This is a genomic window from Streptomyces sp. NPDC044704 (assembly GCF_056433525.1).
This window is the reverse complement of record NZ_JBWKGY010000010.1, coordinates 198,139-221,713: the sequence shown is the minus strand read 5'-3', so window position 1 is coordinate 221,713 and position 23,575 is coordinate 198,139. Positions and strand designations below refer to the sequence as shown.

The 23,575-nt window shown below is 69.3% G+C and carries 25 protein-coding genes and 1 pseudogene; 20 read left to right on the top strand and 6 right to left on the bottom strand.

The features are described from left to right. Nucleotides 1-131 precede the first annotated feature (131 nt). From AC07B0_RS24570 to AC07B0_RS24555, 4 genes are all read left to right on the top strand, one after another. The gene (locus AC07B0_RS24570; protein ID WP_356878867.1) at nucleotides 132-605 is read left to right on the top strand and encodes a MarR family winged helix-turn-helix transcriptional regulator; all 474 of its coding nucleotides are present in this window, start codon (nucleotides 132-134) and stop codon (nucleotides 603-605) included. A gap of 75 nt (nucleotides 606-680) precedes the next feature. Then, on the top strand, nucleotides 681-2,258 hold the full coding sequence (locus AC07B0_RS24565; RefSeq protein ID WP_469382221.1) for an MFS transporter: 1,578 nt from the start codon (nucleotides 681-683) through the stop codon (nucleotides 2,256-2,258). Between the two features lie 515 nt (nucleotides 2,259-2,773). Then, on the top strand, nucleotides 2,774-2,902 hold the full coding sequence (locus tag AC07B0_RS24560) for a hypothetical protein (RefSeq protein WP_469382169.1): 129 nt from the start codon (nucleotides 2,774-2,776) through the stop codon (nucleotides 2,900-2,902). Between the two features lie 151 nt (nucleotides 2,903-3,053). Then, a complete protein-coding gene (locus AC07B0_RS24555; protein WP_469382168.1) occupies nucleotides 3,054-3,911 on the top strand; it encodes a hypothetical protein in 858 nt (285 codons plus the stop codon). Here the strand turns inward: AC07B0_RS24555 and AC07B0_RS24550 are convergent. Then, the gene (locus AC07B0_RS24550; RefSeq protein WP_469382220.1) at nucleotides 3,902-4,684 is read right to left on the bottom strand and encodes an aldo/keto reductase; all 783 of its coding nucleotides are present in this window, start codon (nucleotides 4,682-4,684) and stop codon (nucleotides 3,902-3,904) included. The two genes, AC07B0_RS24555 and AC07B0_RS24550, sit on opposite strands and share 10 nt — an antisense overlap. Nucleotides 4,685-4,696: 12 nt before the next feature. Between AC07B0_RS24550 and AC07B0_RS24545 the strand changes: the two genes are divergently transcribed. The 4 genes from AC07B0_RS24545 (at nucleotide 4,697) to AC07B0_RS24530 (ending at nucleotide 8,137) form a co-directional block, all read left to right on the top strand. Continuing rightward, nucleotides 4,697-5,689, top strand: coding sequence for a Mu transposase domain-containing protein (locus AC07B0_RS24545; RefSeq protein WP_469382167.1), 993 nt, complete (start codon nucleotides 4,697-4,699; stop codon nucleotides 5,687-5,689). Further along, nucleotides 5,686-6,483: an IS21-like element helper ATPase IstB gene (gene istB / locus AC07B0_RS24540; RefSeq protein WP_469382166.1), complete on the top strand. Its 798-nt coding sequence runs from the start codon at nucleotides 5,686-5,688 to the stop codon at nucleotides 6,481-6,483. Before AC07B0_RS24545 ends, istB begins: the two co-directional genes overlap by 4 nt. Before the next feature lie 79 nt (nucleotides 6,484-6,562). Beyond that, entirely contained in the window at nucleotides 6,563-7,144 is a 582-nt protein-coding gene (locus AC07B0_RS24535; RefSeq protein WP_469382165.1) for a suppressor of fused domain protein, read from the top strand. A 519-nt stretch (nucleotides 7,145-7,663) separates the two neighbouring features. Next, entirely contained in the window at nucleotides 7,664-8,137 is a 474-nt protein-coding gene (locus AC07B0_RS24530) for a glycosyltransferase (protein ID WP_469382164.1), read from the top strand. Here AC07B0_RS24530 and AC07B0_RS24525 read toward each other — a convergent pair. Both AC07B0_RS24525 and AC07B0_RS24520 read right to left on the bottom strand, forming a co-directional pair. Continuing rightward, nucleotides 8,134-8,883 carry a phosphotransferase gene (locus AC07B0_RS24525; protein ID WP_469382163.1) on the bottom strand — a complete coding sequence of 250 codons (750 nt, stop codon included), beginning with the start codon at nucleotides 8,881-8,883 and terminating at the stop codon, nucleotides 8,134-8,136. The genes AC07B0_RS24530 and AC07B0_RS24525 overlap by 4 nt on opposite strands. A 3-nt stretch (nucleotides 8,884-8,886) precedes the next feature. Beyond that, a complete protein-coding gene (locus AC07B0_RS24520) occupies nucleotides 8,887-9,156 on the bottom strand; it encodes a hypothetical protein (RefSeq protein WP_469382162.1) in 270 nt (89 codons plus the stop codon). A gap of 201 nt (nucleotides 9,157-9,357) precedes the next feature. Between AC07B0_RS24520 and AC07B0_RS24515 the strand changes: the two are divergent. The 4 genes and pseudogenes from AC07B0_RS24515 to AC07B0_RS24500 form a co-directional block, all read left to right on the top strand. Further along, a pseudogene (locus AC07B0_RS24515) lies at nucleotides 9,358-10,038 on the top strand (undecaprenyl-diphosphate phosphatase); the annotation flags it as partial. Between the two features lie 300 nt (nucleotides 10,039-10,338). Continuing rightward, nucleotides 10,339-11,271 carry a 5'-nucleotidase gene (locus tag AC07B0_RS24510; RefSeq protein ID WP_469382161.1) on the top strand — a complete coding sequence of 311 codons (933 nt, stop codon included), beginning with the start codon at nucleotides 10,339-10,341 and terminating at the stop codon, nucleotides 11,269-11,271. A gap of 53 nt (nucleotides 11,272-11,324) precedes the next feature. Then, a complete protein-coding gene (locus tag AC07B0_RS24505) occupies nucleotides 11,325-12,902 on the top strand; it encodes a hypothetical protein (protein WP_469382160.1) in 1,578 nt (525 codons plus the stop codon). Nucleotides 12,903-13,291: 389 nt separating this feature from the next. Next, nucleotides 13,292-14,509, top strand: coding sequence for a hypothetical protein (locus tag AC07B0_RS24500; RefSeq protein WP_469382159.1), 1,218 nt, complete (start codon nucleotides 13,292-13,294; stop codon nucleotides 14,507-14,509). A gap of 720 nt (nucleotides 14,510-15,229) precedes the next feature. Here the strand turns inward: AC07B0_RS24500 and AC07B0_RS24495 are convergent. Beyond that, nucleotides 15,230-16,195: a pirin family protein gene (locus tag AC07B0_RS24495; RefSeq protein WP_469382158.1), complete on the bottom strand. Its 966-nt coding sequence runs from the start codon at nucleotides 16,193-16,195 to the stop codon at nucleotides 15,230-15,232. Between the two features lie 129 nt (nucleotides 16,196-16,324). On the opposite strand from AC07B0_RS24495, the gene AC07B0_RS24490 reads away from it, so the two are divergent. The 7 genes from AC07B0_RS24490 (at nucleotide 16,325) to AC07B0_RS24460 (ending at nucleotide 21,029) form a co-directional block, all read left to right on the top strand. Then, on the top strand, nucleotides 16,325-16,675 hold the full coding sequence (locus AC07B0_RS24490) for a tetratricopeptide repeat protein (RefSeq protein ID WP_469382157.1): 351 nt from the start codon (nucleotides 16,325-16,327) through the stop codon (nucleotides 16,673-16,675). A 124-nt stretch (nucleotides 16,676-16,799) separates the two neighbouring features. Next, complete coding sequence (locus AC07B0_RS24485) at nucleotides 16,800-17,996, top strand: methyltransferase (RefSeq protein ID WP_469382219.1); 1,197 nt, start codon at nucleotides 16,800-16,802, stop codon at nucleotides 17,994-17,996. 28 nt (nucleotides 17,997-18,024) lie between these two features. Further along, nucleotides 18,025-18,807: a MerR family transcriptional regulator gene (locus AC07B0_RS24480; RefSeq protein ID WP_356878979.1), complete on the top strand. Its 783-nt coding sequence runs from the start codon at nucleotides 18,025-18,027 to the stop codon at nucleotides 18,805-18,807. Between the two features lie 224 nt (nucleotides 18,808-19,031). Beyond that, nucleotides 19,032-19,589: a DUF6230 family protein gene (locus AC07B0_RS24475; protein WP_469382218.1), complete on the top strand. Its 558-nt coding sequence runs from the start codon at nucleotides 19,032-19,034 to the stop codon at nucleotides 19,587-19,589. Beyond that, on the top strand, nucleotides 19,580-20,014 hold the full coding sequence (locus AC07B0_RS24470) for a DUF6114 domain-containing protein (protein WP_469382156.1): 435 nt from the start codon (nucleotides 19,580-19,582) through the stop codon (nucleotides 20,012-20,014). Before AC07B0_RS24475 ends, AC07B0_RS24470 begins: the two co-directional genes overlap by 10 nt. Further along, nucleotides 20,011-20,661 carry a hypothetical protein gene (locus tag AC07B0_RS24465; protein WP_356878983.1) on the top strand — a complete coding sequence of 217 codons (651 nt, stop codon included), beginning with the start codon at nucleotides 20,011-20,013 and terminating at the stop codon, nucleotides 20,659-20,661. Before AC07B0_RS24470 ends, AC07B0_RS24465 begins: the two co-directional genes overlap by 4 nt. A 56-nt stretch (nucleotides 20,662-20,717) precedes the next feature. After that, nucleotides 20,718-21,029: a DUF2087 domain-containing protein gene (locus AC07B0_RS24460; protein WP_469382155.1), complete on the top strand. Its 312-nt coding sequence runs from the start codon at nucleotides 20,718-20,720 to the stop codon at nucleotides 21,027-21,029. Here the strand turns inward: AC07B0_RS24460 and AC07B0_RS24455 are convergent. Next, entirely contained in the window at nucleotides 21,002-21,151 is a 150-nt protein-coding gene (locus AC07B0_RS24455; RefSeq protein ID WP_469382154.1) for a hypothetical protein, read from the bottom strand. The two genes, AC07B0_RS24460 and AC07B0_RS24455, sit on opposite strands and share 28 nt — an antisense overlap. On the opposite strand from AC07B0_RS24455, the gene AC07B0_RS24450 reads away from it, so the two are divergent. Further along, nucleotides 21,141-21,329, top strand: coding sequence for a hypothetical protein (locus tag AC07B0_RS24450; RefSeq protein ID WP_469382153.1), 189 nt, complete (start codon nucleotides 21,141-21,143; stop codon nucleotides 21,327-21,329). The two genes, AC07B0_RS24455 and AC07B0_RS24450, sit on opposite strands and share 11 nt — an antisense overlap. 17 nt (nucleotides 21,330-21,346) lie before the next feature. Here AC07B0_RS24450 and AC07B0_RS24445 read toward each other — a convergent pair whose 3' ends face one another. Then, the gene (locus AC07B0_RS24445; protein WP_469382152.1) at nucleotides 21,347-23,575 is read right to left on the bottom strand and encodes a hypothetical protein; all 2,229 of its coding nucleotides are present in this window, start codon (nucleotides 23,573-23,575) and stop codon (nucleotides 21,347-21,349) included.

Sequence of the window (23,575 nt, the reverse complement as noted above, 5' to 3'; positions counted from 1 at the left end):
GCCAGTACTCCAAATGCCGCCATCTGGCCTAGGAGTCAGCGCGGTGCGTGATGGCCGGGACGGCGATCCCCCGACCGGACGAACAATTAAGTATGTTGACATAGGTATCTAGGCATACTTATATTGCCCGTATGGCCACCCCCAGCGCGTCCGAGCAGGACATCCGGCAGATCGCGTCAGCGATGTCGGCCGTCCTGCCCGCGCTGAACCGGGCACTCGACCGGCGTCTCGCCCAGGACTTTCCGCACCCCAAGCCGCCCGAGAGCCAGCTCGCGCTCCTGCGGCTCGTCGGCGAGCGTGACGGTGTCACGGTGCGCGAGGCCGCCGAGGTCCTGCTGATGAAGCCGAACAACGTGAGCGCCCTGGTCACCCAGCTGGCGAGCCAGGGGCTGCTGGAGCGCAGGCAGGACTCCGCGGACAAGCGGGTCGCGCATCTGCACCTGACGGCCGAGGCCCGGCAGCGCCTCGCCGAGGTCGGGAGCCTCCTGGACGGCTACCTCGTCGAGGCCCTGCACACCCTCACGGACGGGGATCTCGACGCCATCGGGTCGGTGCTCGGCGCGCTGCGGGGCATGGCGCGGCACATTCACCCCGCCGCCCACTGACGGCTCTCGCGCACCCGCGTCCCGTCGCCCTTCATCTGTACGAGGAAGCAAGGCATCTCCGTGTCCTCCACTGCCGTGGACAGCTCTCCCCTGCCCGCACACATCCGCCCCGCCGCTCCGGTGGGCCGCCGCGCCAATCCCTGGCTGACGCTCGTCGCCGTCGCCTTCGGCCTGTTCATGGTCGGTCTGGACGGCTCCGTCGTCGCGATCGCCAACCCGGAGATCGGCCGGGACCTGAACGCCTCCACCGCCGACCTGCAATGGGTCACCAATTCCTACCTGCTGGCCCTGGCCGCCGCCCTGATCCTCGGCGGAAAGCTCGGTGACCGCTTCGGCCGGCGCACCTTCTACCTGGTCGGAGTCGTCGGCTTCACGCTCGCGTCGGTCGCCATCGGCCTGGCCGGGTCGATCGAGGGCGTCATCGTCTTCCGCGCCGTACAGGGCTTCTTCGGCGCGCTGTTGATGCCCAACACGCTCGGGTTGCTGCGCGCGGTGTTCCCGCCGAAGAAGTTCGGCATGGCCGTGGGCATCTGGGCGATGGTGTCGTCGGTGTCCACCGCGCTCGGCCCCATCGTCGGCGGGCTCCTCGTCGAGCACGTCAACTGGGAGTCCGTCTTCTACATCAACGCTCCGATCGGCGTGCTCGCGCTCGTCTTCAGCGCACTCGTCCTGCCGCAGAGCAAGAACGCCTCCGCCTCCGGCGACCAGCGCTTCGACGTCCCCGGTGTCGTCCTGCTCGCCCTCGGACTGCTCATCGTCGTGTTCGGTGTGGTCAAGGGCGAGACGTGGGGCTGGAGTTCCGGCTCGACGCTGGGCACGCTCGCCACCGGCCTCGCGATCCTCCTGGTGTTCGGCTGGTACGAAACCCGGGTGGAGCACCCACTGCTGCCCATGCGGCTGTTCCGGAACCGCGCGCTGACCATCGGCACGATCATCACGGCGATCAACTTCTTCGTCCTGCTCGGCGTGATCTTCTTCGTGATGCTGTACCTCCAGAACGTACGCGGCTTCACCCCCGTCGAAGCGGGCGTGCGCACCCTGCCGCTGAGCCTGGCCTCCGTGGTCGCCTCGCCGCTGGGCGCGAAGCTCACCGAGAAGTACGGCGCCGGGCTGTCCATGCCGCTCGGCATGGCGCTGCAAGGCGGCGCCGCATTCGGCGTACTCGCATGGGGCGTGGACTCGCCGTACATCGCCATGTGGCCGCCCTTCATCGCCCTGGGCCTCGGCGTCGGCATGGTCATGGCCGCCTCCTCCGACGCCATCGTCGGCAACTCCCCGGTCAAGGACGCCGGCGTCGCGGGCGGCCTCCAGGCCACCGCGCTCCAGATCGGCGGCGCGCTCGGAACCTCCGTACTCGTCTCCCTGATCAGCAGCCGGGTCAACTCGACCCTGACCGCCGAACTCACCTCCGCCGGGGTGCCCGCGCCCATGGCCGAGGGCTTGCACGAGGCCAAGGACGCGGTCGCCATGGGCATCTCACCCGTCTCCGGAGACATGCCGGCGCAGCTGAAGGCCGCGGTGATCGAAGGCAGCGGCCAGGCATTCATCAACGGAGTCCACACCGCCGCGCTCGTCACCGGCGCCCTGTGCGTCATCGGCGCCGCCCTCGCCGCAACCGGCATACGACGCAACCCGCAGGGTGCCCGCCACTAGGAGGATGCCGGGACCGGACGGCCCGGCCGGGCCGATTCCACACGCCCCTCGCCGAGCAACACCGACGGCCGCGACACCGCCCTTTGCCGACTGTCCACAACGAGGCACACCGGCCTCCGCGACAGACCGCCGGCAGACTGCAGCCGCGTGAAGGGAACCCACCCGTGCCATCCCCAACAGCCGACGAGTCCACAACCAGACCCCTCGCCATGGCGCACATTCGATGGACGACGCCCCCGGACTTCCCCTCCAGGTATCTAACTACTCGTCAGTAGAGTCAGCGCAGTGTCAGCATTCGTTCGACTGGACCCGACCACACCCTGATCCACATGAGACCCGACATCAAGATCAAAGTGCCACGACCGAGACGTCGACTCCCGCCCGCCCCCTAGAAGGGGATCGGTGCGAGCCGCCGCATGCGACCCGCATCCTTACACCTTGCGGAACTACGGCGTCGCACCCACACTCTGCACGGTACCCAGTTCGATAAACCCGAGCGAGGCAGCTACGAGGTCGTGCGCGTCCCGTTCAACACGGAGACACTCCGGCAGCTCAGCCTGATGCCGCCGAAGCTGGGCGAGTTCGCCGCCGGGAACGTCGAGGACATCACGGCCGTGCTCGACACCCCGATCCGGGCATCCTGACCGACCACCGTGTTCATCAACCTCAACGGCCCGGACGACAACGACCGCAAGACAACGGATCTACGCGGGCTCGACGTGCTCCGTGTTGACGGACGGATCGTGTCGGCAGGGCTCTTCCTGCTACGGTCATCCGTTCGCCGAGGAGGTCACCATGACTGAATTCCTGCCCGTTGCTGCCCAGGTGGATCTACGCCGTCAGCCCGTGGAAGACGTGCTGGAGCGCGTGGAGAAGGCCCTCAACGTGCAACTGGATCGGCAATCGCTGGTACGCAAGCGCAGGTCCTTGGGCGGCCGTACCGAGCGGAGTACCTGGGTGCGCATCGAGCGGCGGGGATTCGAGCGGATCGGATCGCAGGGCTGGAACGGTACCGAGGCCGCCGCCGTGCTGCAGGGGGTCGCGATGCCCGAGTGGTACCAGGGCGTGGCGTGGCGCCAGTTGGGCGAGCCGGTGATGTGGCGCGCAGATGAGCTCGAGCTGATTGCCTCGCCAGCTGTCGGCAAGGGTGCTCTGCTGCTCGAAGACCCAAGCCTGCCGGATTCGTGGTGGGAGGCGCTGACCTCTTCGCTGGACGCGCTTGCCGCGCAGCAGACGCCGCGGATCGCGACGCCTGACACCGTGACGATCACACAGGAGGAGGTGGCCCAGGCACTTGGGGAGGTCTTCCCCGGCGTCACCGATGTGCGGATCGAGCGATGGGTGCCGGCTCATGCGGATCTGACCTGGGCCAACGTGATGGGGCCGGAATTGTCCATCATCGACTGGGAGGACTGGGGCATGGCTCCCCGGGGCTTGGATGCCGCGACCCTGTGGGGCAACGCGCTCGCCGTCCCGGCCCTCGCGGACCGCGTCCAGCAGGAACTGCGTGCGGACTTGGAGAGCCGAGACGGCAAGCTGATGTCACTCTTCTTCCTGTCGAAGATCGTCGGACCCCACGCGTACGACGAGGACCCGCTGCTGGCGCCGGCCCGGAAGGAAGCCGAGCGCCTAGTGGCCGAGCTTCAGTTCTGACGGCGTGAATGGAGGGCGTGGAGGTACTGACTGACAGCGTCGGTGTCCACCTCCGCGCTCAGCGCCTGGACCAGTTCAGCCAGGTGGCCGGAGTCGTCGGTACCGACCGCCACAGCCGTAGCACTGGGCAAGTGGAACGAGGTTCGGAACGCCGCCTGGATGCGGGACAGAGCCCCATGATGCGGTCGCAGGAACGGCCGGGGGTCGAACTCTTCCCACACCTTCCCGTGGCCACCGCCGAAGGGGCTCATGCCCCAGGTCTCACCCACCTTCCAGAACTCGCGTAGGACGGCCACGAGATCGAGAAGGTCGATCCCCACGAGGAACCCGGCCCGGACCATCAAGACGTCCGGAGACGGCAGATCCTCCGCCCTGGCCCTGCTGAGCAGCTGAGGGTTCCAGGAAGCCACACCCCAGTCCTGGCATAGACCGTCGCGGGCGGCCTCGGCCAGCGCCGCGCATGCAGCGCCGAAGAGGGCGTGGTCATCGGCCAGGGACAGGCCCGTGAGGCTCCGCTCCGGGTTGTGCAGGAGCACCGTGTCGGGTTCCCTGCCGAGCTCCCGGGCGGCCTGCTCGACGGCGAGGCGCAGTCGCCCCGGATCGAGGGAGTGCTCGGCACCTCCGGCGCCCGGGAAGAATCCCACCTTCGTGGACAGGGTGAACTTCGGCAGCAGATCAGCCGCCGTCTCGGACAGCGTGGTGTGCGAACGGAAGCCGAGGTAGGGGGCTGCAGTGTCGAGGGCAGTGACCCCGAGATCAAGTGCGGCCGTCAGGAGGCCGAGGTCGTGACGAGGGCGAGGGTGGAGGCGGACCGGTGGATCGCCTTCAAATCGCACTACGGCATCGAAAGCTCCTACTGCCGCCCAGGCATCGAGGGCGCCCACGAGAAAGGCGGCGTCGAAGGCCAGATCGGCTACTTCCGCCGCAACCACTTCGTCCCCGTCCCCGAGGTCTCCTCGCTCGCCGAGCTGAACGAGATGGTCGAGCAGTGGGACCGACAGGACGACGCGCGCCGGATCGGCTCCAGGTCCCGGACCATCGCCGAGGACTTCGCGCTCGAACAACCGCTGCTGATGCCATTGCCGGAGGAGCCGTTCGAGACCGGGCGGCTGTTCACCCCGCGAGTCGACCGCTACGGCCAGATCCCGGTCCTCACGAACCGCTACTCGGTCCCCATCCGGCTGATCGGCAAACGGGTCCGAGTAATCCTTCACGCCTCTCACCTGGTGGTTTACGACCAGAACGTGGAGGTGGCACGGCACGAGCGGCTGATCGCCAAAGGCGCCGTCCGTCTTGAACTGGACCACTACCTGGAGGTCCTGGTCCGCAAGCCCGGAGCCTTCCCCGGCTCGACCGCTCTCGAACAGGCCCGTTCGGCCGGCAAGTTCACCCCAGTCCACGACGCCTGGTGGGCCCAGGCCATGAAGATCCACGGCGAGCGGGACGGCACCCGCGCGCTGATCGAGGTGCTGCTTCTTGGACGCCACATGACGCACGAACATGTCGTCGCCGGCCTGGCCGCAGCCCTGCGGGCCGGGGCCATGACCGCGGATGCAGTCGCTCTGGAGGCCCGCAAGGCCGCCCAGGCCGAGACCGAGTCCACACCGGACGCCCGGCCCCTCGGCCAGCTGCCGGCGACGGTGACTTCCCTGCACGAGTGGCGCCTGGCGCATCTTCCGCCGGACACCAGGCCGCTGCCCTCGGTGTCCCACTACGACCAGTTGCTCCGACGCCGCCGCACCAGCGGCAGCGGCCACAGTGAGGGAGAAGCGCAGTGACCATGCCCCGCCAGCGAGGCTTGACCGAGCAGGCCGCCGACGCCGCGATTGACTCCGCCTGCCGCTTGCTGCGGCTGCCGTCGATCCGCAACGAGTTCTCCGACATCGCCGACCGGGCGATCAAGGACCAGATGACCTACCGCGGCTTCCTCGCCGAACTGCTGATGGCCGAGTGCGACGACCGGGCCCGCCGGAGGTCGGAGAGGCGGATCAAGGCAGCTGGCTTCCCGCGGGAGAAGTCCCTGCGGTCCTTCGACTTCGACGCCAACCCGAACATCGACCCGGCCACCATCCACACCCTCGCCAGCTGCGAATGGATCAAGAAGAGCCAGCCGCTCTGCCTCATCGGCGACTCGGGCACCGGCAAGTCCCACATGCTCATCGCGCTGGGCACCGAGGCCGCGATGAAGGGTTACCGTGTCCGCTACACGCTCGCGACGAAGCTGGTCAACGAGCTGGTCGAGGCCGCGGACGAGAAACAGCTGAACAAGACCATCGCCCGCTACGGCCGCGTCGATCTCCTCTGCATCGACGAACTCGGCTACATGGAACTCGACCGCCACGGCGCCGAACTCCTCTTCCAAGTCCTGACCGAACGCGAGGAGAAGAACAGCGTGGCCATCGCCTCCAACGAGTCGTTCGGCGGCTGGACCAAGACGTTCACCGACCCCCGCCTCTGCGCGGCCATCGTCGACCGGCTCACGTTCAACGGCACCATCATCGAGACCGGCACCGACTCCTACCGCCTCGCCAGCACCCGAGCCCGAGCCGAGGAGCCGGTCAAGGCCAGCTGAACCATCCGAGTCCGCCCCGCCTGCGGCGGGGCGGACTCACAGCCAGGACACCTGGGCCAGCCATGAGATCCTCTCCATCATGTTCGAGAACGAGCGCAACCAGCGGGCGATAGCAGGCGTCGAGGCCCACGTTCGCGAGTTCTTCACCGGCCACATGATCACGGTCAGCGACTACGACCTGGGACCTGGACGAAGGGAAGCTGTTCCCAACCTGCGGATCCTCACCGTCAGCCCAGGACCGCGCGCCGACAGCTGGGCCTACATCACCGCCGGCTGCTGGTCCACGGTTGAGACGGACGGCCACGGCATCGAATTCGTCCTCACCGCTCCTGTCCGCGACGAACGCTTCGCTGATCTCCTGGCCATGACCGCCTACTACCACTCCGATCACCACCTCGATCTCGAGCACAGCCTGCCCATCGGGGAGCCGTGGCTGCCCGGGTCCCGCTGCGACCACCTGCTGGTCAGCCTTCCCTACCTCCACGGACCTGACCTCGAGCAGTGCCCACTGCCGGACGGCGATGCCCGCATCCTCTGGGTTCTGCCGGTCACCGCAGCCGAGATGGCATACCGCCGCGAGCACGGCCACGAAGCCCTTGAACAGCTTTTCGACGAGCGCGCGATCGTCCCGACCGATCCAAGGCGTCCATCCGTCGTCTGACCTAGCGATCTGGGACGCAAGCGGCAGCCACGGAGTCCTCCAGTGCCGTCAAAACTCGTCGACATGTCGAGGCACAGTGATCACTGACTGCCGCCCAAAGCCATCGACAATCGCTGTCCGTTTTCATCAGCGAAGCCAGAGGTCCGATACTGGTGGAACGGCGTCTTGTGCCGGGCCGTGCCGCAGGACCGAGTGGAGCGGACCCTGCGGGAAGTCGTGAACGACGTGCGACCGGAGTTGGTGGTGACCTCGCAGGAAGGGGCGGCCGACATAGCCGCCCTCGCTCGACGCACATCCAGGGTGGCCCGGTGGCTGCACTCGGTCTCCGCCAACAGCCATGGTGTCCTCCACGGCGGGCCACACGTTGCCCTCGCCACGTCGAAGTTCGTCGCCGGGCGGGCGCAGACCCAGGCCGGGACGCAGACCGTCGTCTTCTACCCGCCGTTCGCGCCCGCGGAGGGGTACCCAGCAGGCAACACAGGCCTCACCGGGCCCGGTCGCGTTCCGGGGGGTGTACTCATGGTCAACCCCATCCCCGCCAAGGGGTCGGCACTTCTCCACCAGCTGATCGCCCGGCTTCCGGGCCGCCGATTCACGCTGGTGGAGGGCTGGTGGGACACCGCCCGGGAGTTCACCGGATACCCCAACGTCCACTGGGTTCGGCGCACCTACGCCATGGGCTCGTTGTACGCCGGGAACGATCTGCTGCTGGTCCCCTCGCAGGTCGAGGACGCCTTCCCGCGGGTGATCGTGGAGGCCGGACTCCACGGCGTCGCCACGATCGGCTCGTCCCGGGGCGGGGTCCCCGAGGCGGCCGGGGACGGTGGGGTGATCCTTCACCCGGACGACGTGGACGCGTGGGTGACGGCGATCGAATCCGCTGACCGGCTCCACCTCGGAGCGAAGGCACGCACGAACGCGGTTCCGCTGGTACGTCCGTGCCTGCCCGAGCTCGCTGCCGCCGGGCTGATCCCGGCGGTAGCTACCGGCTAGCGCGCCGCGTAGGCCGCCTGGACCTCATCAGCGCGGCTCGTCCACCAGTTCAGCAGTGCCTCGTCCGTCAGGAACATCTCGCCGAAGGTAGGGTCTTGGCGGTCGAGGTAGAACTCCAGCTGCCAGAAGTCGGTGAGCCGCTTCCACCACAACCGCTTCACGGCGTCGGCGAGGTCCCCCTCCGCCAGATCGATCACGGACCGGTAGCCGGCGCAGAAGGCGGCGACGCGGTCGAGGTCGAAGACTCCGCCCACACCGAACTGTACCTGCGCGGTCCGCGCAACCTCCTCCCCGTACGTCCGGACACCAAGCCGGTCCCAGTCCAGGACGGCCACTACCCGACCGTCCTGGCGCAGGAGGTTGCGGTACTGGAAGTCGCCGTGCGTCCACCCGTACGGACCGGCCGGGACCTCGCCCTCCGGCCGTGCACCAGCCTGCCGCAAGAGGAGACGTCGCCGATCGTGCAGGGCGTCGGTGGCGGCCTTGTCGAATTCGGTCACCGGATCGGCCGGAAGACGGCTCAGGAGAGTGACGGCTGCCCGATCGGCCTCGGCGGTGTCGCGGACCTTCGCGGTCGGTGCCTGCTCCGGTACCGACCCGGGGCCATGCCGGCGCAAGCCCTCGTGCAGGTGGGCCAGGAGAGCCCCGAGATCGCGGGCCTCGTCGAGCGTGATGGCGGGCCCCTGCACATGCTCGCCGTCAACCCAGGGCAGGACGCAATAGCCGTGACCTCCGACCTCCGCCACGAGCTACCCGCCCTCGGCGGACAAGGGCGCCGGAACCGGGATGCCCTCTCGAGCCAGGTCCACCAGCACCGCAAGGTTCCTGCGAACCTTGGCCAGGGGCACGTCGGTGATCTCCTTCACCGCGTACAGTCCTGCACTTGTTTCCAGCCGCCAGTTCCGATTCATCAGACCGTGGGCGAGGAACTTTCTACTGTGTACCTCGCCCAGCCTGAACGTGCGGGACAGGGTTGGCAACGCGGCCAGTAGATCGTTGTCTCGAATCTCATCTGTCACCCCCAGCACGGTACGCCGACGCCGAACCCCCCGTCGGAATTCGTCACCCCAGTCCCCCGGCGGAGGTGCCGCAACGCCACCGCCCCGTCTCCCCCTGAAGCCGGCCTCCCAGCCCAGTACCGAGCTTCATAAAGGGATCAGGAGCCACTACAGCTTGACCGGCACGACACGAGCATCAGCCCTCAAACCCAGTTCTGCGAAGTCCGGGTCGACGCGATCACGGACGTCCTCGTCCACCGCTGCAAGGACATCGTGCGCATCGTCTCCGCCTGGGGCCGCGGGCTGGCCAACCGCGAGGAGCGCTACCACCACGACTACAAGTTCGCTTGGCGGGTCATCTACACCACCATCCCGATCGTGGTCGTGGGGCTCGCGGCGAAGCCGCTGATCGAGGGACCGCTGGCCTCCCTGTGGGTGGTCGCCGGATCCCTGATCGTCGGCAGCGGCCTGATGTGGGCGGCCGACCAGATGGGCCGCCACAAGCGCGGTGAGGACGACACCGACCTCAAGGACGCCATGCTGGTGGGCAGTTCACAGATCCTCGCCCTGCTCTTCCCCGGCTTCTCCCGCTCCGGCGCCACCATGTCCACCGGACTCATCCTCGACCTGGAGCGGGTCGCCGCAACCCGCCTGCCCTTCTTCCTCGGCATCCCCGCCCTGACCGGCGCGGGCCTGTACGAGCTGAAGGACGCCGTGGGCGTCGGCGTCGACACCCTCCCGCTCGTCGTGGGCACCGCCGTGTCCTTCCCCGTCGCCTACGCCTCGATCGCCTGGCTCCTGAAGTACGTCGCCCAGCACTCCTTCAACGCCTTCGTCATCTACCGGATCGCCATCGGCGTACTCCTGTTCGGCCTGCTGGGCACCGGCGTCCTGCACGCCTGACCAACCACTGCGCCAGGCGGACGATCATCCGCAGGACAGGCGCAGGCCGACGAATCGAGCACTACGGCCCCCTCCGGCGAAGAGGTCCTGAGCATGCGGCACGGGACCCCGACAAAGCCCTTGCCTCACGCGACACCCTGGACGCCGTTCTGGCTGCTCGACCCGCCAGGCCCGGGAGTCGGCACCCTGCAGACTCCCCCCTCGCATTCGAACAACCGGGGAAGGAGTCGCACATGTTTCCGGCATATGCTCCAGGGAGATAACCATCCCAACACTGCGCGCACGCCAGCAGGGGGTGTCATGAAGTACGACCTGTCGGGTCGCTTGGTGGTGGGAATCGCCTCCAGTGCCCTGTTCGACCTCACCGACTGCGACGCAGTGTTTCGAGAGCGTGGAGAGGATGCGTACCGAACCTACCAAGAAGCCCATGTAGAAGACGTATTGGCCAAGGGGGTTGCCTTCCCTTTCGTCCGGCGCCTGCTGTCCCTGAACGACCTCGCGAGTCCGTCCGATTCATTGGTCGAGGTCATCATTCTGTCGCGAAATGACCCGGACACCGGCCTACGGGTCATGCGTTCGATCGAAGCGCACGGACTGCCCATCAGCCGAGCAGTCTTTCGCCAGGGTCGTTCGTCACACAGATTCATGCCGGCACTGAACATGTCGTTGTTCCTGTCGGCCAATGGGGCTGACGTTCGTGAAGCGGTCGCGGATGGATTGCCAGCGGGTCACGTGCTCGAGACAGCCCGGGTCGATGATGAGGCTGACCCCGAACTCCGCATTGCATTCGACTTTGACGGGGTGGTGGCGGGTGACTCTGCCGAGCGCATCTACCAGCGTGCTGGCATAGCCGAGTTCCGTGCCCACGAGGTACGCAATGCGACCACACCGCACGATCCAGGACCGCTGAGCGAGTTCCTCGCCGGCATCAACCGCATCCAGCGCCGTGAGGAGGTTGAGCGCCGCAAGGACCCCACGTATCAACCCCGCCTTCGGGTGTCCCTGGTCACTGCTCGGGACGCCCCCGCACATGAACGTGCCGTGCTGAGCCTCAAGCAGTGGGGCCTGCGGGTGAATGACGCCTTCTTCCTCGGCGGCATCGACAAGACTCCCGTCATCAGTGCCCTGGATCCGCACATCTTCTTCGACGACCAGGTCTCCCACCTGAACGGCACCGCGCCAGTCACGCCCAGCGTGCACATACCGTTCGGAGTCGTCAATGCGCCGTCATGAGTGCCCTCGCCTAGTTCAGCCGGACGAACTGTCGACGATGGAAGGGAAAGCGCATGGGTGATGTGAACTGGCCGGACGACCCACAGGCCTACGAACAGGCCATCGCCGTACTGCTCAGCTGCATGCACCCTCAGGTGCAGCGGATCGACGGTACAGGAGGAGATGGAGGACGAGACGCCCAGCTCATCGATAGCGCTGGCCTTCACGCCTTCGAGATGAAGTCGTTCACGGGCCGGATGACGAAGGGGCGCCGGAACAAAGTTCAGGCGTCATTGGCCCGGGCAGCTCTGCTGAAACCAGTCAGCTGGGACGTCATCGTGCCGATCGACCTCAACCCAACGGAGGAGGCTTGGTTTGCCGATCTGCAAGGACGCTATCCCTTCCCCCTCGCATGGCGCGGAGCCACGTGGATCAAAGCCCGGCTCGTAGAGCATCCTGCGGTGCGCAGGTTCTACTTCGCGGACCATCACGCCGAACTTGGTCACCTCCTCCAGGAGCTGGCCCGCACCCGCATCTCCCCCGTCACCACAGCAACCGAGGCTGCCTCAAGACTGCGTCAGTTGCGTGATCGCCTGGCCGAGTTGGATCCGCACTACACCTTCTGCATCACGGCCGGCCCTGGGCCGCACACAGGAGTGATGGTGCTACCCGCGTACCCTGGAGCCGACCGAGACCAACCTCTCCACGTCGCACTGGCCATCGCTGATCCGGACTCCCTCGAGGGGGCCCACGCCGCTGCGGATTTCGAGCGGTGCCAGCGGTACGGCGACCCCATCGACCTGCCCGCACAGTACGTCCACCTGTCCGGCCCCGTCTCGCTCGTGCCACCGCAAGGCTCCGACCGAGTCCGCATCGAGGCGAACCCTGAGCCCCGCAACCTGCCGGCGCAACTGATCGTGACCAAAGCAGGAGGCCGACGCGTCGCCGCGCTCGGGCTGCGCATGACATCGCTTCGTTCAGGGACGAGAGGGGGAACCCTCACCGGCGCTGACCCGACAGGATCCATCACCTGCCAACTCCGGGTGGACCGAACGACGCGGGAATCCTCAATCAAGATCGATGTGCACGTTCCCGACACGCTCCGGCCGGCACAATGGCTAGACGTGGTTCGCTTCGCAGCACACGCCGTGCCAGGCACGAATCTGCAGATGACCCTCGCTGGGCACCCCTTGAACGACCCTGCCCCGTTCAACAGCACGCCTCACCCGGACGGCGCCGCCTGGGTACTGCGCACCCTCGAACAGCTGGTCGCGATCGAGCAGCTCGCAGTGACCACGCTCGTCGTCCCGAAAGATCCAGCCAAGGAAGATCTGAACACCATCAACGAGGCTCACGCCCTGTTGACGGGAGGAGTGGTCGAGGAAGTGGTATCAGGCGCAACCCTGGAAGTGGACGACACTCCCAGCATGCGCGAGTTGATCACAGCAGGCCACCCCATCCGGCTACGGCAGCATCACCCGACCTATGAGGTCCAGATCTTCGGACAGAGCATCCCCATCGGGCCGGTTCAACGTGTGCTGCCCGCCCTGTACGTCTCAGACCACCGACGCACCGCGAACGGTTGGCACCTCACGCTGAAGGCCGCTACGCAGCCGGGAGCCAACCTGGCGACCCTCCAACGCGTTGAATAGCAGACCTACGTGACATCGGGTTCACGGTCGAGGACTGCAGCAGCGCATGGCACGCGGCTTCCCGCCACTCGGCCCCAGCTGTCAACCCTGTGCCCCCGCGCGCCCATCACCACGGCGCCGACGCAGCACATCTCAAGCTGTCGCCGTTTCCTGGACCCGGTCCATGTCCAAGACCGCTCACAGAGCGAGGTCTGCGCCATCAGAGGGTGCCGTCTCGTCACCCATTCGGCGAAAGCCAGGCCGTAGCCTTCGCGCGTGCGACAGGCTGGTGCGGCACACATTCGACATCACAAGGGCAGGAGCGCACGAGCGTGTCCGCGAGCGCTGCAGTACAGGACGAGGTACCCCTTCCGACAGCACGCGACGTTCCACTCGGCCCACTGGCGGGCATGGACGTACCGCTCTGGCAGGCCGCGAGCGGCACGGTGCTCCATCTATCGGCGGAGTGCGGAGCATTCCGAGTACCTGCGCAACGGGCCGGCGTCAGCCTTCGCGTACCGGACCGCGGCAGCATGGCGGACGTTCCCGAGCCCGGGGGCTGTCGGCGTTGCCCCAACCCGTTTCCCGACTACTACACGCAGGCCCGCCGGCTGATCTCACACATGGAAGAGCTGGGCAAGCTGGCCGATCGGCTCGACTCCGGACACGATCTCGAGGCGTACTGCTCCGTCCTCGCGTTCAGCATCCACGGGCCCGGAGGGAGCGACCCAAAGGACGCCCATCGCCTCCTGCGCAAGCCGCTCTCAGCGCTGGGAACCGCCCGGGATCGGCTGGCGGAACGCCACGCCGCCGCCTACCGCGGTGGCAAGGTGGAGGAGGAGCTGCTGCTGATCGCAACGGCCTCCCTACTCGACTCCGACTTCCGTCGCCGGCGTCCCGGGAAGTTCCGGCTGCCCTGGCAGGAGACCTGGGAAGAGATCTGCGAGGAAGCCCTCGACACACAGGAACGGGCGAACACGTCCTCAGGCAAAGCCCGCTACGACTACCAGTACGGATTCGACCGCTGGTGCGAACTGTGGCTCAAGGCCCTTATGCGCCTCTCCCCTGCCGAACAGCACAGCCGCCACTCGCCTACCGCAGCTCGATGGTCACGTGCCCACGATGCGCTGGAGCGGGCCGTCAAGCGCGACCTGCAGGATGAGCCGTGGGTGACCAGGCTCGTCGATCAACTGCATAGCACCGGGCGAGGAATGGTGACCGGCATTGCTGCTTCCATAGCCGATCCGGTGGTCGTAGCCTACGACGGGCGTGAGGCGATCGACCTGCCCTGGCCGGCCCAGTATCTCCTCTGGGTCCAATATCCGGGCGGTGTCCGCGGGGACGGCCGGAGCCGACACCGCCTGACTGCCCTGCCTCGACTCTTCACGCTCCTCGACGGTCTCTCGCGCCGCTCCCTGCGAGTGGTCGCAGACACCGAGTGGCACGATTCGCCAGCCATCTTCCAAGAAGCCATCGACAATGTCCCCAAGGCCGCGTTCTCTCCCGAAGCCCACTGCTGGTGGAGCAGCGACGCGGCCGGGCGGCTTCCCCGCCTTCTGTCGATGGCCCGCGCAGACGCCAGCGCCGCACAGCAACAGGCCCAGCGGAACCACGCACCTTGGCGGTAGTCCAAACGCTGGCACGAGCACTTGAAGGTCGCCAGCCCGTCACCGATACCGCTGCGATCAGTCTCGGAGACCGTGCAACGGCACTCGCTTGCGCCACGGCAACCGACGTACACGCCTTCGCCGCCGCCCGACACGGCGCGCTAGGAGCCGGACCATTCCCGGACCAGCCTCCTCCACGGAGCCGTGCGCCCCGGCATTCGCCCAGGTCAACCTGAGTGCCATTTCTGTACCTCCAGGAGACGAAGAACGTGCTCACACCCCCCGTACGACGCTCTCACGGCGGGGCAGACCGGCCCCCACACTGTCGCAGGTTCAGGGGCGCCCCACCTGCTCGTACCAACGACGCACTGCCGCTCCTTCGATTCCCCGTTCGGCCCGCGAAGTCCCGTCTGTCGCAAGCGACGCCGCCTGAGCACAACGCGCGCCCAGACCCGCTGCTCGGTACAACGCGTTGTACCGAGCAGCGTCCGGGTTCGAACGCCGCCGAGAGTCGCGTCGCGGGACGCCAATGAACCTGACGAACTGTCACCAAAGTCAGCATTGGGTCAGCATTGGTCCTGGCAAAGCTGACCCCAGCTGGTCATACCTGGGAAACGGCGAGGGCCCCGGGAGGGCCTCCCGGAGCCTCCCGTCGACCGCCTCGTCGGGATGATCTCCGCACGGGATGCGGCCTCTCCTGGGCTGATCTCGGCTGGTCGTCCTGCTTCACGAAAGTGCAGGTCAGCGCACCCGGCCGCGTGCTTTCAGAGGCACGGGCGGGAGTTGCGGGGCGGGGATCGGGGGGCCGTCGTAGCCCTTGACTTCGCCGTAGCGGGTGCCTTCCGTCCAGTCCTTGCGGAACTGGACGATCTCCTCGTTGGAGCGGCCGATCCAGTTCCAGAACATCACGATCTCCTCCTCGAACGGTTCGCCGCCGAGCAGCATCAGGCCGGCGTCCGAGGCGGCTCGGAGGGGGAGGTCGGTGCGGCCGCAGCCGAGGTAGAGCATCGAGCCCGGGAGGACCGGGACGCCGTCGACGTGGGTTTCGCCGGACATCGACAGGACCGCGTACTCGAAGTCCGGGTCCAGCGGGATCCGGGTTTCGGTGCCGGCCGCGAGGGTGAGGTCGGCGCCGACGATCGGGGTGTACGCCGTGCCCGGCGAGGTAGCCGTGTCCAGGCTGCCCAGGATCACGGTGGCGGTGAGCCCGGGGGCGGTGACCTGCGGGAGGTCGGCGTGGTGCTGGAAGTGGGGGGCCACGTTCCGGTGCTCGTCCGGGAGGGCCACCCACAGCTGGGCGCCGTGCAGGAAGCGGGCGTGCGGGCGCGGGCTCTCCTCGGAGTGGCTGATGCCCCGGCCGGAGGTCATCAGGCCCAGCTCGCGGGGGCGGATCGTGGCGAGGCTGCCCTCGCTGTCGCGGTGCAGGACCTCCCCGTCGTGCAGCCAGCTCACGGTCTGCAGTCCCGAGTGGGGGTGGGGCGCGACCTGCATGCCGGGCTCGTCCGCGATGTCGTCCGGTCCGTAGTGGTCGACGAAGCACCAGGCGCCCACCATGCGGCGGCCCAGGTTCGGCAGGAGCCGGCGGACCTCGGTGGATTCCCCGAGCTTGACGGTGCGCGGGCTGAGGAGCTCGCGTACGGGTTCGGCCACGACGAAACCGCGGCCGCCGCAGGCGGAGAGAGCGGGCTGGCGATCGAGATTGCTCATACGGGACAACTTAGTCCCGACCGGCGGCGGCGTCGCCGCCCTTTCCCGCGGAATGTTCCGGCGGGAAGGCGCGTTCGAGGGAACGGACCGCCGGCAGGGGCGGGCGGACGAGCGAGCGGAAAGGACGCGATGAACGCGCCGACGGCTTACCACGAGCACGGGACCGCGGCGGAGCGCTGGGAGCGCGCCGGGCTCTTCTTCGAGGCGAAGGAGTACGCGACGGCCGCCCGCGTGCTGGCCACGCTCGCCGACGAGGCCCCGGAGCAGCTGGCTCCGCGGCTGCTGCTGGCCCGCGCCTACTACCACTCGGCGCAGCTGTCGCGCGCGGAGCGCGAGCTGCGCGCCATCCTGGAGCGCTGGCCGGTGGAGGACTACGCGCAGCTGCTACTCGGGCGCACGCTGCAACGCCAGGGCCGGGCGGCCGAGGCGGGTCCGCACCTGCGGATCGCGGCGGCCATGGCGGGCGACTTCCCCGACTGACCAGGGCGTCTCCTCCGGCCTGGGCCGTCTCTTCCGAGCAGCACGAGCGGTAGTACGGACCGCCCGGCCGCGCGTGTGCGGGGGCGGGCGGTCGCCTCGGATAGCCTGGGCCCATATGAACCGCCTGACCACGCCCTTCGGCTCCTACGAACTCACCCGCTTCCCCGCGGACCCGCGCGACCGGCTCCAGGCCTGGGACGCCGCCGACGAGTACCTGCTGCGTCACCTCGACGCCGGTACCGGCGAGCGCGGCCCGGTGGATCTGGCCGGTGCCGGGCAGATCACCGTGATCGGTGACCGCTGGGGAACCCTGACGACGGCCCTGGCCGCGTACCGTCCCACGCAGATCACCGATTCCTCGCTGACCCGGGCCGCCACCGAGGCGAACCTGGACCGGGCCGGGATCGGTACGTCCAAGTCGACGGTGACCCTGCTGACCACGCGGGACGCTCCGCCGGAGCGGATCGACGTCCTGCTGGTGCGGGTACCGAAGAGCCTGGCGCTGCTGGAGGACCAGCTGTACCGGGTGGCGCCGCACGTGCACGCGGGGACGGTGGTCGTGGGCGCGGGCATGGTCAAGGAGATCCACACCTCGACGCTGCGCCTCTTCGAGAAGATCCTCGGCCCGACGAAGACCTCGCTCGCGGAGAAGAAGGCGCGGCTGATCTTCTGCACGCCGGGGAATCCGGGGGCGGCGCGGCCGACGACCGCCGGTCCGTGGCCGCTGACGTACACGGTGGACGAGGACGGCGGCTCGGGTGCCGGGCTGACCGTCGTCAACCACGCCGGGATCTTCTGCGCGGACCGGCTGGACGTCGGCACGCGCTTCTTCCTCCAGAACATCCCGACGAACACGGACGGGGCCCGGGTCGTGGACCTGGGCTGCGGCAACGGCGTGGTCGGCACGGCGGTCGCGGTGGCCGACCCGGACGCAGCGGTCGTCTTCACGGACGAGTCGTACCAGGCCGTCGCCTCGGCGCGGGCCACCTACGAGGCCAACGTGCCCGCGGGCCGGCGGACGGCCGAGTTCCTGACCGGTGACGGGGTCGCGATGCTGACGCCGGGTTCGGTGGACCTGGTGCTGTGCAATCCGCCGTTCCACTCCCACCAGGCGACGACGGACGCGACGGCGCTGCGCATGTTCGCGCAGTCGCGCAAGGCGCTGCGGCCGGGCGGCGAGCTGTGGGTGGTGGCCAACCGTCACATGGGGTACCACACCCATCTGCGCCGGCTCTTCGGGAACAGCGAAGTCACCGCGAGCGAGCCGAAGTTCGTGGTGCTGCGGGCGGTCAAGCGCGAGGAGCGCACACGCCCCATGTGACCTGCCGGTACGTCCTACACTCGGCCGCGTGAACAGCCAGGTGGATACGGACGGCAAGGCCGGGGGCGCGGCCGGGGACAAGGACGAGGGGCGGCGCTACCGCCGGGAGGACGTGGCCCGGGCGGCCGGCGTGAAGGTGCGCAACCTGCGCTACTACCAGGAGCGCGGGCTGCTGCCGCCGCCGCGCCGGGAGGGGCGGATCGCGTGGTACTCCGACGACCACCTGACCCGGCTGCGGCTGATCAGCGATCTGCTGGGGCGCGGGTACACGGTCAACGGGATCGGTGAGCTGCTGGACGCCTGGGAGCGGGGCGGCGGCTTGTCCCAACTGCTCGGTCTGGAACGGGAGATGACCCGGGACTGGGTGCACGAGGAGCCGGTCACGATGACCCGGGCCGAGCTGCGCGAGCTGTTCGGCCCGGAGGCGAGGGCCGAGCACACCCGGCGGGCGGCGGAGCTGGGTTACGTACGGGTCGACGGTGATCTGGTGACGTATCCGAACCGGCGGCTGCTGGAGGCGACGCTGGCGCTGGTGCGGCAGGGGGTGCCGCTCGGGGAGATCCTGGACGCGGGGGACTTCGTACAGGTTCAGGCGGACGCGCTCGCGGACCGGTTCGTCGGACTTTTCCGGCGGCATGTGATCGGTGCGGAGGGGCTGGAGCCACTTTCGGCCACCCAGCTGGATCATGTCCGGGAGGCGGTGGCGGCGCTGCGGCCGGTGGCGGGCGAGGTCGTGGCCGCCGAGTTCGCGCGGGCGATGGCCCGGCGGGTGGAGGCGGAGGTCGCCGAACTGCTGCGTACGGAGCAGTAGGAGTCGGCCGAAAGGGTGCACTCGCACAACCTTGCCAACCACCATTGGCACTCTTACATTCAACTCGTCGGTAACAAAGGTGCACAGCCGAGATAAGGGACGATCTCATGGCGGATTCACCGAACTTATCCGAGCCCCCCGGCAAGGACGCCGCGGGCGGCGGAGGCGGCGGGGGCGCCGCGGACAGAGGTGAGGGCCGGGTGCGCTGGCGCCGGTTCGCCCTGCTGACCGTGCCCGCCGTGGCCGTGACGGCGGGGCTCGGCATCGCCTTGGCGCAGGGGGCGCTCGCCGCCTCCTTCGCGGTGTCGGGGCAGCAGTTCAAGGTGTCGGCGAAGAGCCTGGAGGGCGAGGGCTTCGCCCAGTACGGCAGCGTGGACGTCAACGCCCGCGAGGATCTGATCCCGGTGGCGGTCACCGCCATCCGGGAGGCGAAGCTGAACAGCCTGTGCCAGTCGGTGGTCACCACCCTCCCGGTGATCGGCGACATCTCGCTCAACCTGACGGCCGGGCAGAAGAAGCCGGTCGAGGCGACCAACCTGTTCGTCGACGCGACACAGCTCTCCGGTGACGCGGTCTTCACGAACATCGAGATCGGGCGCGACGCCTCCACCCTGGACAAGGGGCCCGCGGAGGCGCAGGGCATGCAGGACCTGTTCGCCCAGCAGGCGGACACGGTCAGCATCACCGGTCTCCAGCAGACGGCGTGGGCGACCAATGCGGGAACGTTCAAGCTGTCCGGGCTGAGCATGAACATCAGCAAGGGCAAGAAGGAATGCTTCTGAGCCGCTGGCGGCGGTGGCGGCGCGGCCGGCCGTTCTGGGGCGGGCTGTTCGCCGTCCTGGCCGGAGCGTGGATCTGCGTCCTGCCCCTGGCCCCGTTGAAGATCATGCTCCAGCAGGGCGTGGCGGGCATCCCGTCCGTCCTGATGGGGATCGTCATGATCGTCCTCGGGATGACCGCCTGGTTCTCCCCCCAGCAGCGCTCGCTCGCCGGGGTCCTCACCACGCTCATCGCCACCGCCGCGCTGGTCCTGTCGAACCTCGGCGGGTTCCTGATCGGCACCCTGCTCGGCATCGTCGGCGGCGGCCTGATGTTCGCCTGGCAGCCGTCCGCGTCCCGGCGCGACGGGGGCTCCGCCGCCCCCGCCGGGGCCGAACCGCCCCCCGCTCCCACCCCGCAACACGATCCCCAAGGAGCACAGCCATGAGCCGTACGCGCACCGCGCTCGCCCTCGGGACGGCGGCCGCGGCCGCCCTGACGTTGGCCTCGGCCACCGCCTCCGCCTCGCCCTCACCTCTGGCCGGGTCCACCACCGTCACCCCGGCCGGGCACGCCTTCAAGGCCACCCTCAGCGGGAAGGCCACGCTCAAGGCCGGTTCGGTCACGGTGACCTGCACGGTCTCCGTGTCCACCGGTACCGTGCCGGCGGCCCCTGGCAACCAGAACCCCGCCGGGCCGGTCTCCTCGCCGATCTCCCCGCCGACCTACAGCTCCTGTACCTCCAGCGTCTGGGGGGTGACGCCGACGGTCACCACCAGCGGCGCGTGGTCGGTGTCCATGCAGCACGGCTCCCCGATCACCGCGACGATGAACGTCCCGGTCGGCGGGCTCGTCGTCACCACGACCGGCCTGGCCAACTGCGTCGTCACCACGGCGCCGACGGCCCCGGCGGCCGTCAACGGCACCTGGACGAACGGCGCCCCGCCCAGCCTGACCTTCACCAACGCCTCCGTACCGGTCACGGTCACCGGCGGCTTCGGCTGCCCGACGAGCGCGACCTCCTCCACCTTCAACGCCGTCTACAAGGTCTCCGACACCACCGACCCGGCCCAGCAGATCACCGTCGGACCCTGACCCGCGCCACCGAAATTGCGTTGCCCCGGCGGAGGGGACGGGTGAAGCTCGCTGACATGTCACAGATCACCGAGCATCCCGATCCCTCCGCCCCCGCCGTCCGGCAAGGACGTGGGGTCGAAGACCTCTTCTCCGCCGGACGGCTCCTCGCGATCCCGCGCAAGGCGGCCCGGCGCGAGCAGTTGCTCGCCCACCTCGCCGAGACCCTGTTCGCGCAGGACCGCGAGTACACCGAGCCCGAGGTCAACGAGGCGCTGCGCACCGTGCACGAGGACTGCTCGGCGCTGCGCCGCTACCTGATCACCTCGGGGCGGCTCACCCGGACCCGGGACGGCAGCAGCTACCGCCGTCCGGTCACCACCCGGTAGTGCGTCGTCAGCCGCCCGTCGTCGCCCCGTACGTGGAAGGCGACGGCGGGCGGTTCGTCGAGGTGGACGTGCTGGTCGGGTCCCGTCGCGGTCTCCCACGGGAGCCGGAGGGTGAACAGCACTCCAGGCGCGACGAGCAGCGGCCGGCCCCGCGAAGGCGGTCGCGACCGCGGTGTGCGCGTGGCCGCGCGGGAAGGCGCGCAGGCAGGGGTGGCGTCCGGCCAGTTCCGCGAGGCGTTCCTCGCCGAACTGCCCGACACGATCGTCCACGGCTTGCGGGAGCTCCCCGTCAGCTGGTGACGGGGAGCCCCGCGGCCTCAGGCCGTGGTGGCCGGGCGCTTGCGGCGCACCAGCACCCAGCCGGCCGCGGTGAGGACGGCCGCGGCCCCGGCGAGGGTGGCGGCGGCGGTGCCGGTGGAGGCGAGGGCGCCGCCGCCGGTCGTGGTGGTGCCCGTACCGCCGACCGTGCCGCCGGAACCCGTGGCACCACCGGATCCGGCCGTGCCGCCGGGGGCCACGGCGCCGCCCGATCCGGAGGCGCCGTCGCCGGAGGTGCCGCCCGTCGTTCCGGAGGTGCCGGAGGTGCCCGTGCCGGACCCGCCGGACGCGCCCGTGCCGCCCGTACCCTCCGTGCCGGATCCGCCCGTGCCGCCGGTCGGGCCGTCGCCCGCGCCTCCGGTCCCGTTGCCGCCGCCCGTGGTGGTCTCGGCCGGGGTGACGGTGAGGGTGACCGGGCTGGTGCGGCTGGTGCCGGCTTCGTTGTGGAACTCCGCCCGGTAGCGGTGGCCGCTGTCGGAGGCCCGGGCCGTGAACGAGTACACCGGGGCGTTCGCCCCTTCGACCGGCTTCCACGTCCGGCCGGCGTCGGCGCTGACCTGCCAGGCGACGGCGGGCTCGGGAATCCCCTCGGCCCGCGCGGTCAGTACGGCCCGGGTTCCCTCCGTGACGGTCTGGTCGGTGGGCCCCTGGGTCACCTTCGGGGAGACGGAGCGCTGTAGCCGGGTGATGCGGCCCTCGGCGGGGTTCGAGACGAAGAGCGTCCCGGCGCCGGGTTCCACCGCCAGCGAGGCGAACCCCAACTGGCCGTGGTTGCCGGGCAGTACGACCGGCTCGGCGGCTTCCTCCAAGTCGGCGGTGCGGTACACGGTCAGGCTGCCGTTGTTGTCGCTGCCGGGCTGCGCGGGGTCGCCCGCGTCCTGCCGGACGACGAACGCCTCGTGCGTGGTGGGGTCGAACCGCGCCGCCCGGGGCAGGTCCTCGCCCTCCAGGACGCGCAGCCGCTTGCCCGCAGCGTCGTGGACCAGGACCGAGGTGTCGAGGCCGACCCAGACCGCCCCGGTCTCCGGGTCCACCTCGGTGAACCCGATGTAGCCCTCCCCCGGCGGGAGTTCGACGGTGGCCGAGACATGGAACGTGGCCGCGTCGATCCGGTACATCCGCCGGTTGCCCGCGTCGGTGAACCAGATGACCTTGCGGACCGGGTCGACGGCGAACCCGTCGCCGCCCTCCAGGGTGACGGTGCGCTTCACCGTGGCGGTGGCGGTGTCGACCTCGGACAGGGCGGGGCCCTGGGCGACGAACACCGTCCCCGGTGCGATCCCGGGCGCGGCGTCCGTGACGGCGCCGCCCGGCACCCACGCACCGGCCGCGGCGGCGTCGCCGTCCTTGGCGGTGCCGATGCCGCGCAGCGGGTAGGAGAAGACGACTCCGTCGCCCGGGAGCGGGGCGACGATCTGGCGGACGGCCCGCCTGCCGAGCGTGCCCGTGGCCCCCGGCGCCTGACTGATGGTGCTGCGCACCCTGCCGTCGGCCGGGTCGAGGACGTGCAGTCCGCTCTCGTTCACGTCGGCCGTGTCGGGGAGGTCGTCGGAACCGACGTACAGCTTGCGGGAGTCGGGGTGCAGCATCAGGTCGCGGGGTTTGCCCGCGCTGGTGAACTGCGCCGTCGTCCGGTAGGCGACGGTGCCCTGGGGTACGCCGACGCCCTCGCCTCCGGGGCCGACCGGGTCCTGGCCCCGGAAGGCGACGGGTACGCGTACGTCCTGCGAGCGGTCGCCGGCGCCCCGGTGGTCGACGCGGGTGACGACGGAGCAGGCAACCTGTGTGCAGTCCAGGCCCTCGCTCTTCGCCGTCAGCTTCAGCTCGACGTCGAAGCGGCCGCCTTCGCCGTAGGGGATCCCCAGCTCGCCGGCGTGCGGGTCGCCCTTGGGGACGATCCACTGCGAGGCCTTGGACCCGCCGGCCGTGTCGGCGCCCCCCACGCAGGGGGCGGGGACCCGGTTGTCCCCGTTGTCCTTGCAGAAGGCGACGTAGACGCCCTTCGCCTGGTCGTAGCCCTGGCCGGTGACGCGTACGGTCTGGCCGAGCGGATCCAGACCGGACGCGGTGGACACGGTCAGCTGCTGGCCTTCGGCGCCCCGTACGGTGCGTGCGGGCCCGGCGGCGGCACCGGCCGGGCTCGCGGAGGCCGCGGAGACGAGAACGAGCGCGAGTGCCGCGGAGGCCGCGCCCGCCCGGGCGGGGGTGCTGGAATGCTGGGGTGTCAT

Bases quoted from the DNA above. Each gene is read 5' to 3' on its own strand.
- AC07B0_RS24510 (WP_469382161.1), top strand. From the start codon at position 10,339: ATGAAGTACGACCTGTCGGGTCGCTTGGTGGTGGGAATCGCCTCCAGT.
- AC07B0_RS24570 (WP_356878867.1), top strand. From the start codon at position 132: ATGGCCACCCCCAGCGCGTCCGAGCAGGACATCCGGCAGATCGCGTCA.
- AC07B0_RS24530 (WP_469382164.1), top strand. From the start codon at position 7,664: ATGGTCAACCCCATCCCCGCCAAGGGGTCGGCACTTCTCCACCAGCTG.
- AC07B0_RS24490 (WP_469382157.1), top strand. From the start codon at position 16,325: ATGAACGCGCCGACGGCTTACCACGAGCACGGGACCGCGGCGGAGCGC.
- AC07B0_RS24465 (WP_356878983.1), top strand. From the start codon at position 20,011: ATGAGCCGTACGCGCACCGCGCTCGCCCTCGGGACGGCGGCCGCGGCC.
- AC07B0_RS24555 (WP_469382168.1), top strand. From the start codon at position 3,054: ATGACTGAATTCCTGCCCGTTGCTGCCCAGGTGGATCTACGCCGTCAG.
- AC07B0_RS24535 (WP_469382165.1), top strand. From the start codon at position 6,563: ATGTTCGAGAACGAGCGCAACCAGCGGGCGATAGCAGGCGTCGAGGCC.
- AC07B0_RS24460 (WP_469382155.1), top strand. From the start codon at position 20,718: ATGTCACAGATCACCGAGCATCCCGATCCCTCCGCCCCCGCCGTCCGG.
- AC07B0_RS24495 (WP_469382158.1), bottom strand. From the start codon at position 16,195: ATGAGCAATCTCGATCGCCAGCCCGCTCTCTCCGCCTGCGGCGGCCGC.
- AC07B0_RS24445 (WP_469382152.1), bottom strand. From the start codon at position 23,575: ATGACACCCCAGCATTCCAGCACCCCCGCCCGGGCGGGCGCGGCCTCC.
- AC07B0_RS24500 (WP_469382159.1), top strand. From the start codon at position 13,292: ATGGACGTACCGCTCTGGCAGGCCGCGAGCGGCACGGTGCTCCATCTA.
- AC07B0_RS24505 (WP_469382160.1), top strand. From the start codon at position 11,325: ATGGGTGATGTGAACTGGCCGGACGACCCACAGGCCTACGAACAGGCC.
- AC07B0_RS24470 (WP_469382156.1), top strand. From the start codon at position 19,580: ATGCTTCTGAGCCGCTGGCGGCGGTGGCGGCGCGGCCGGCCGTTCTGG.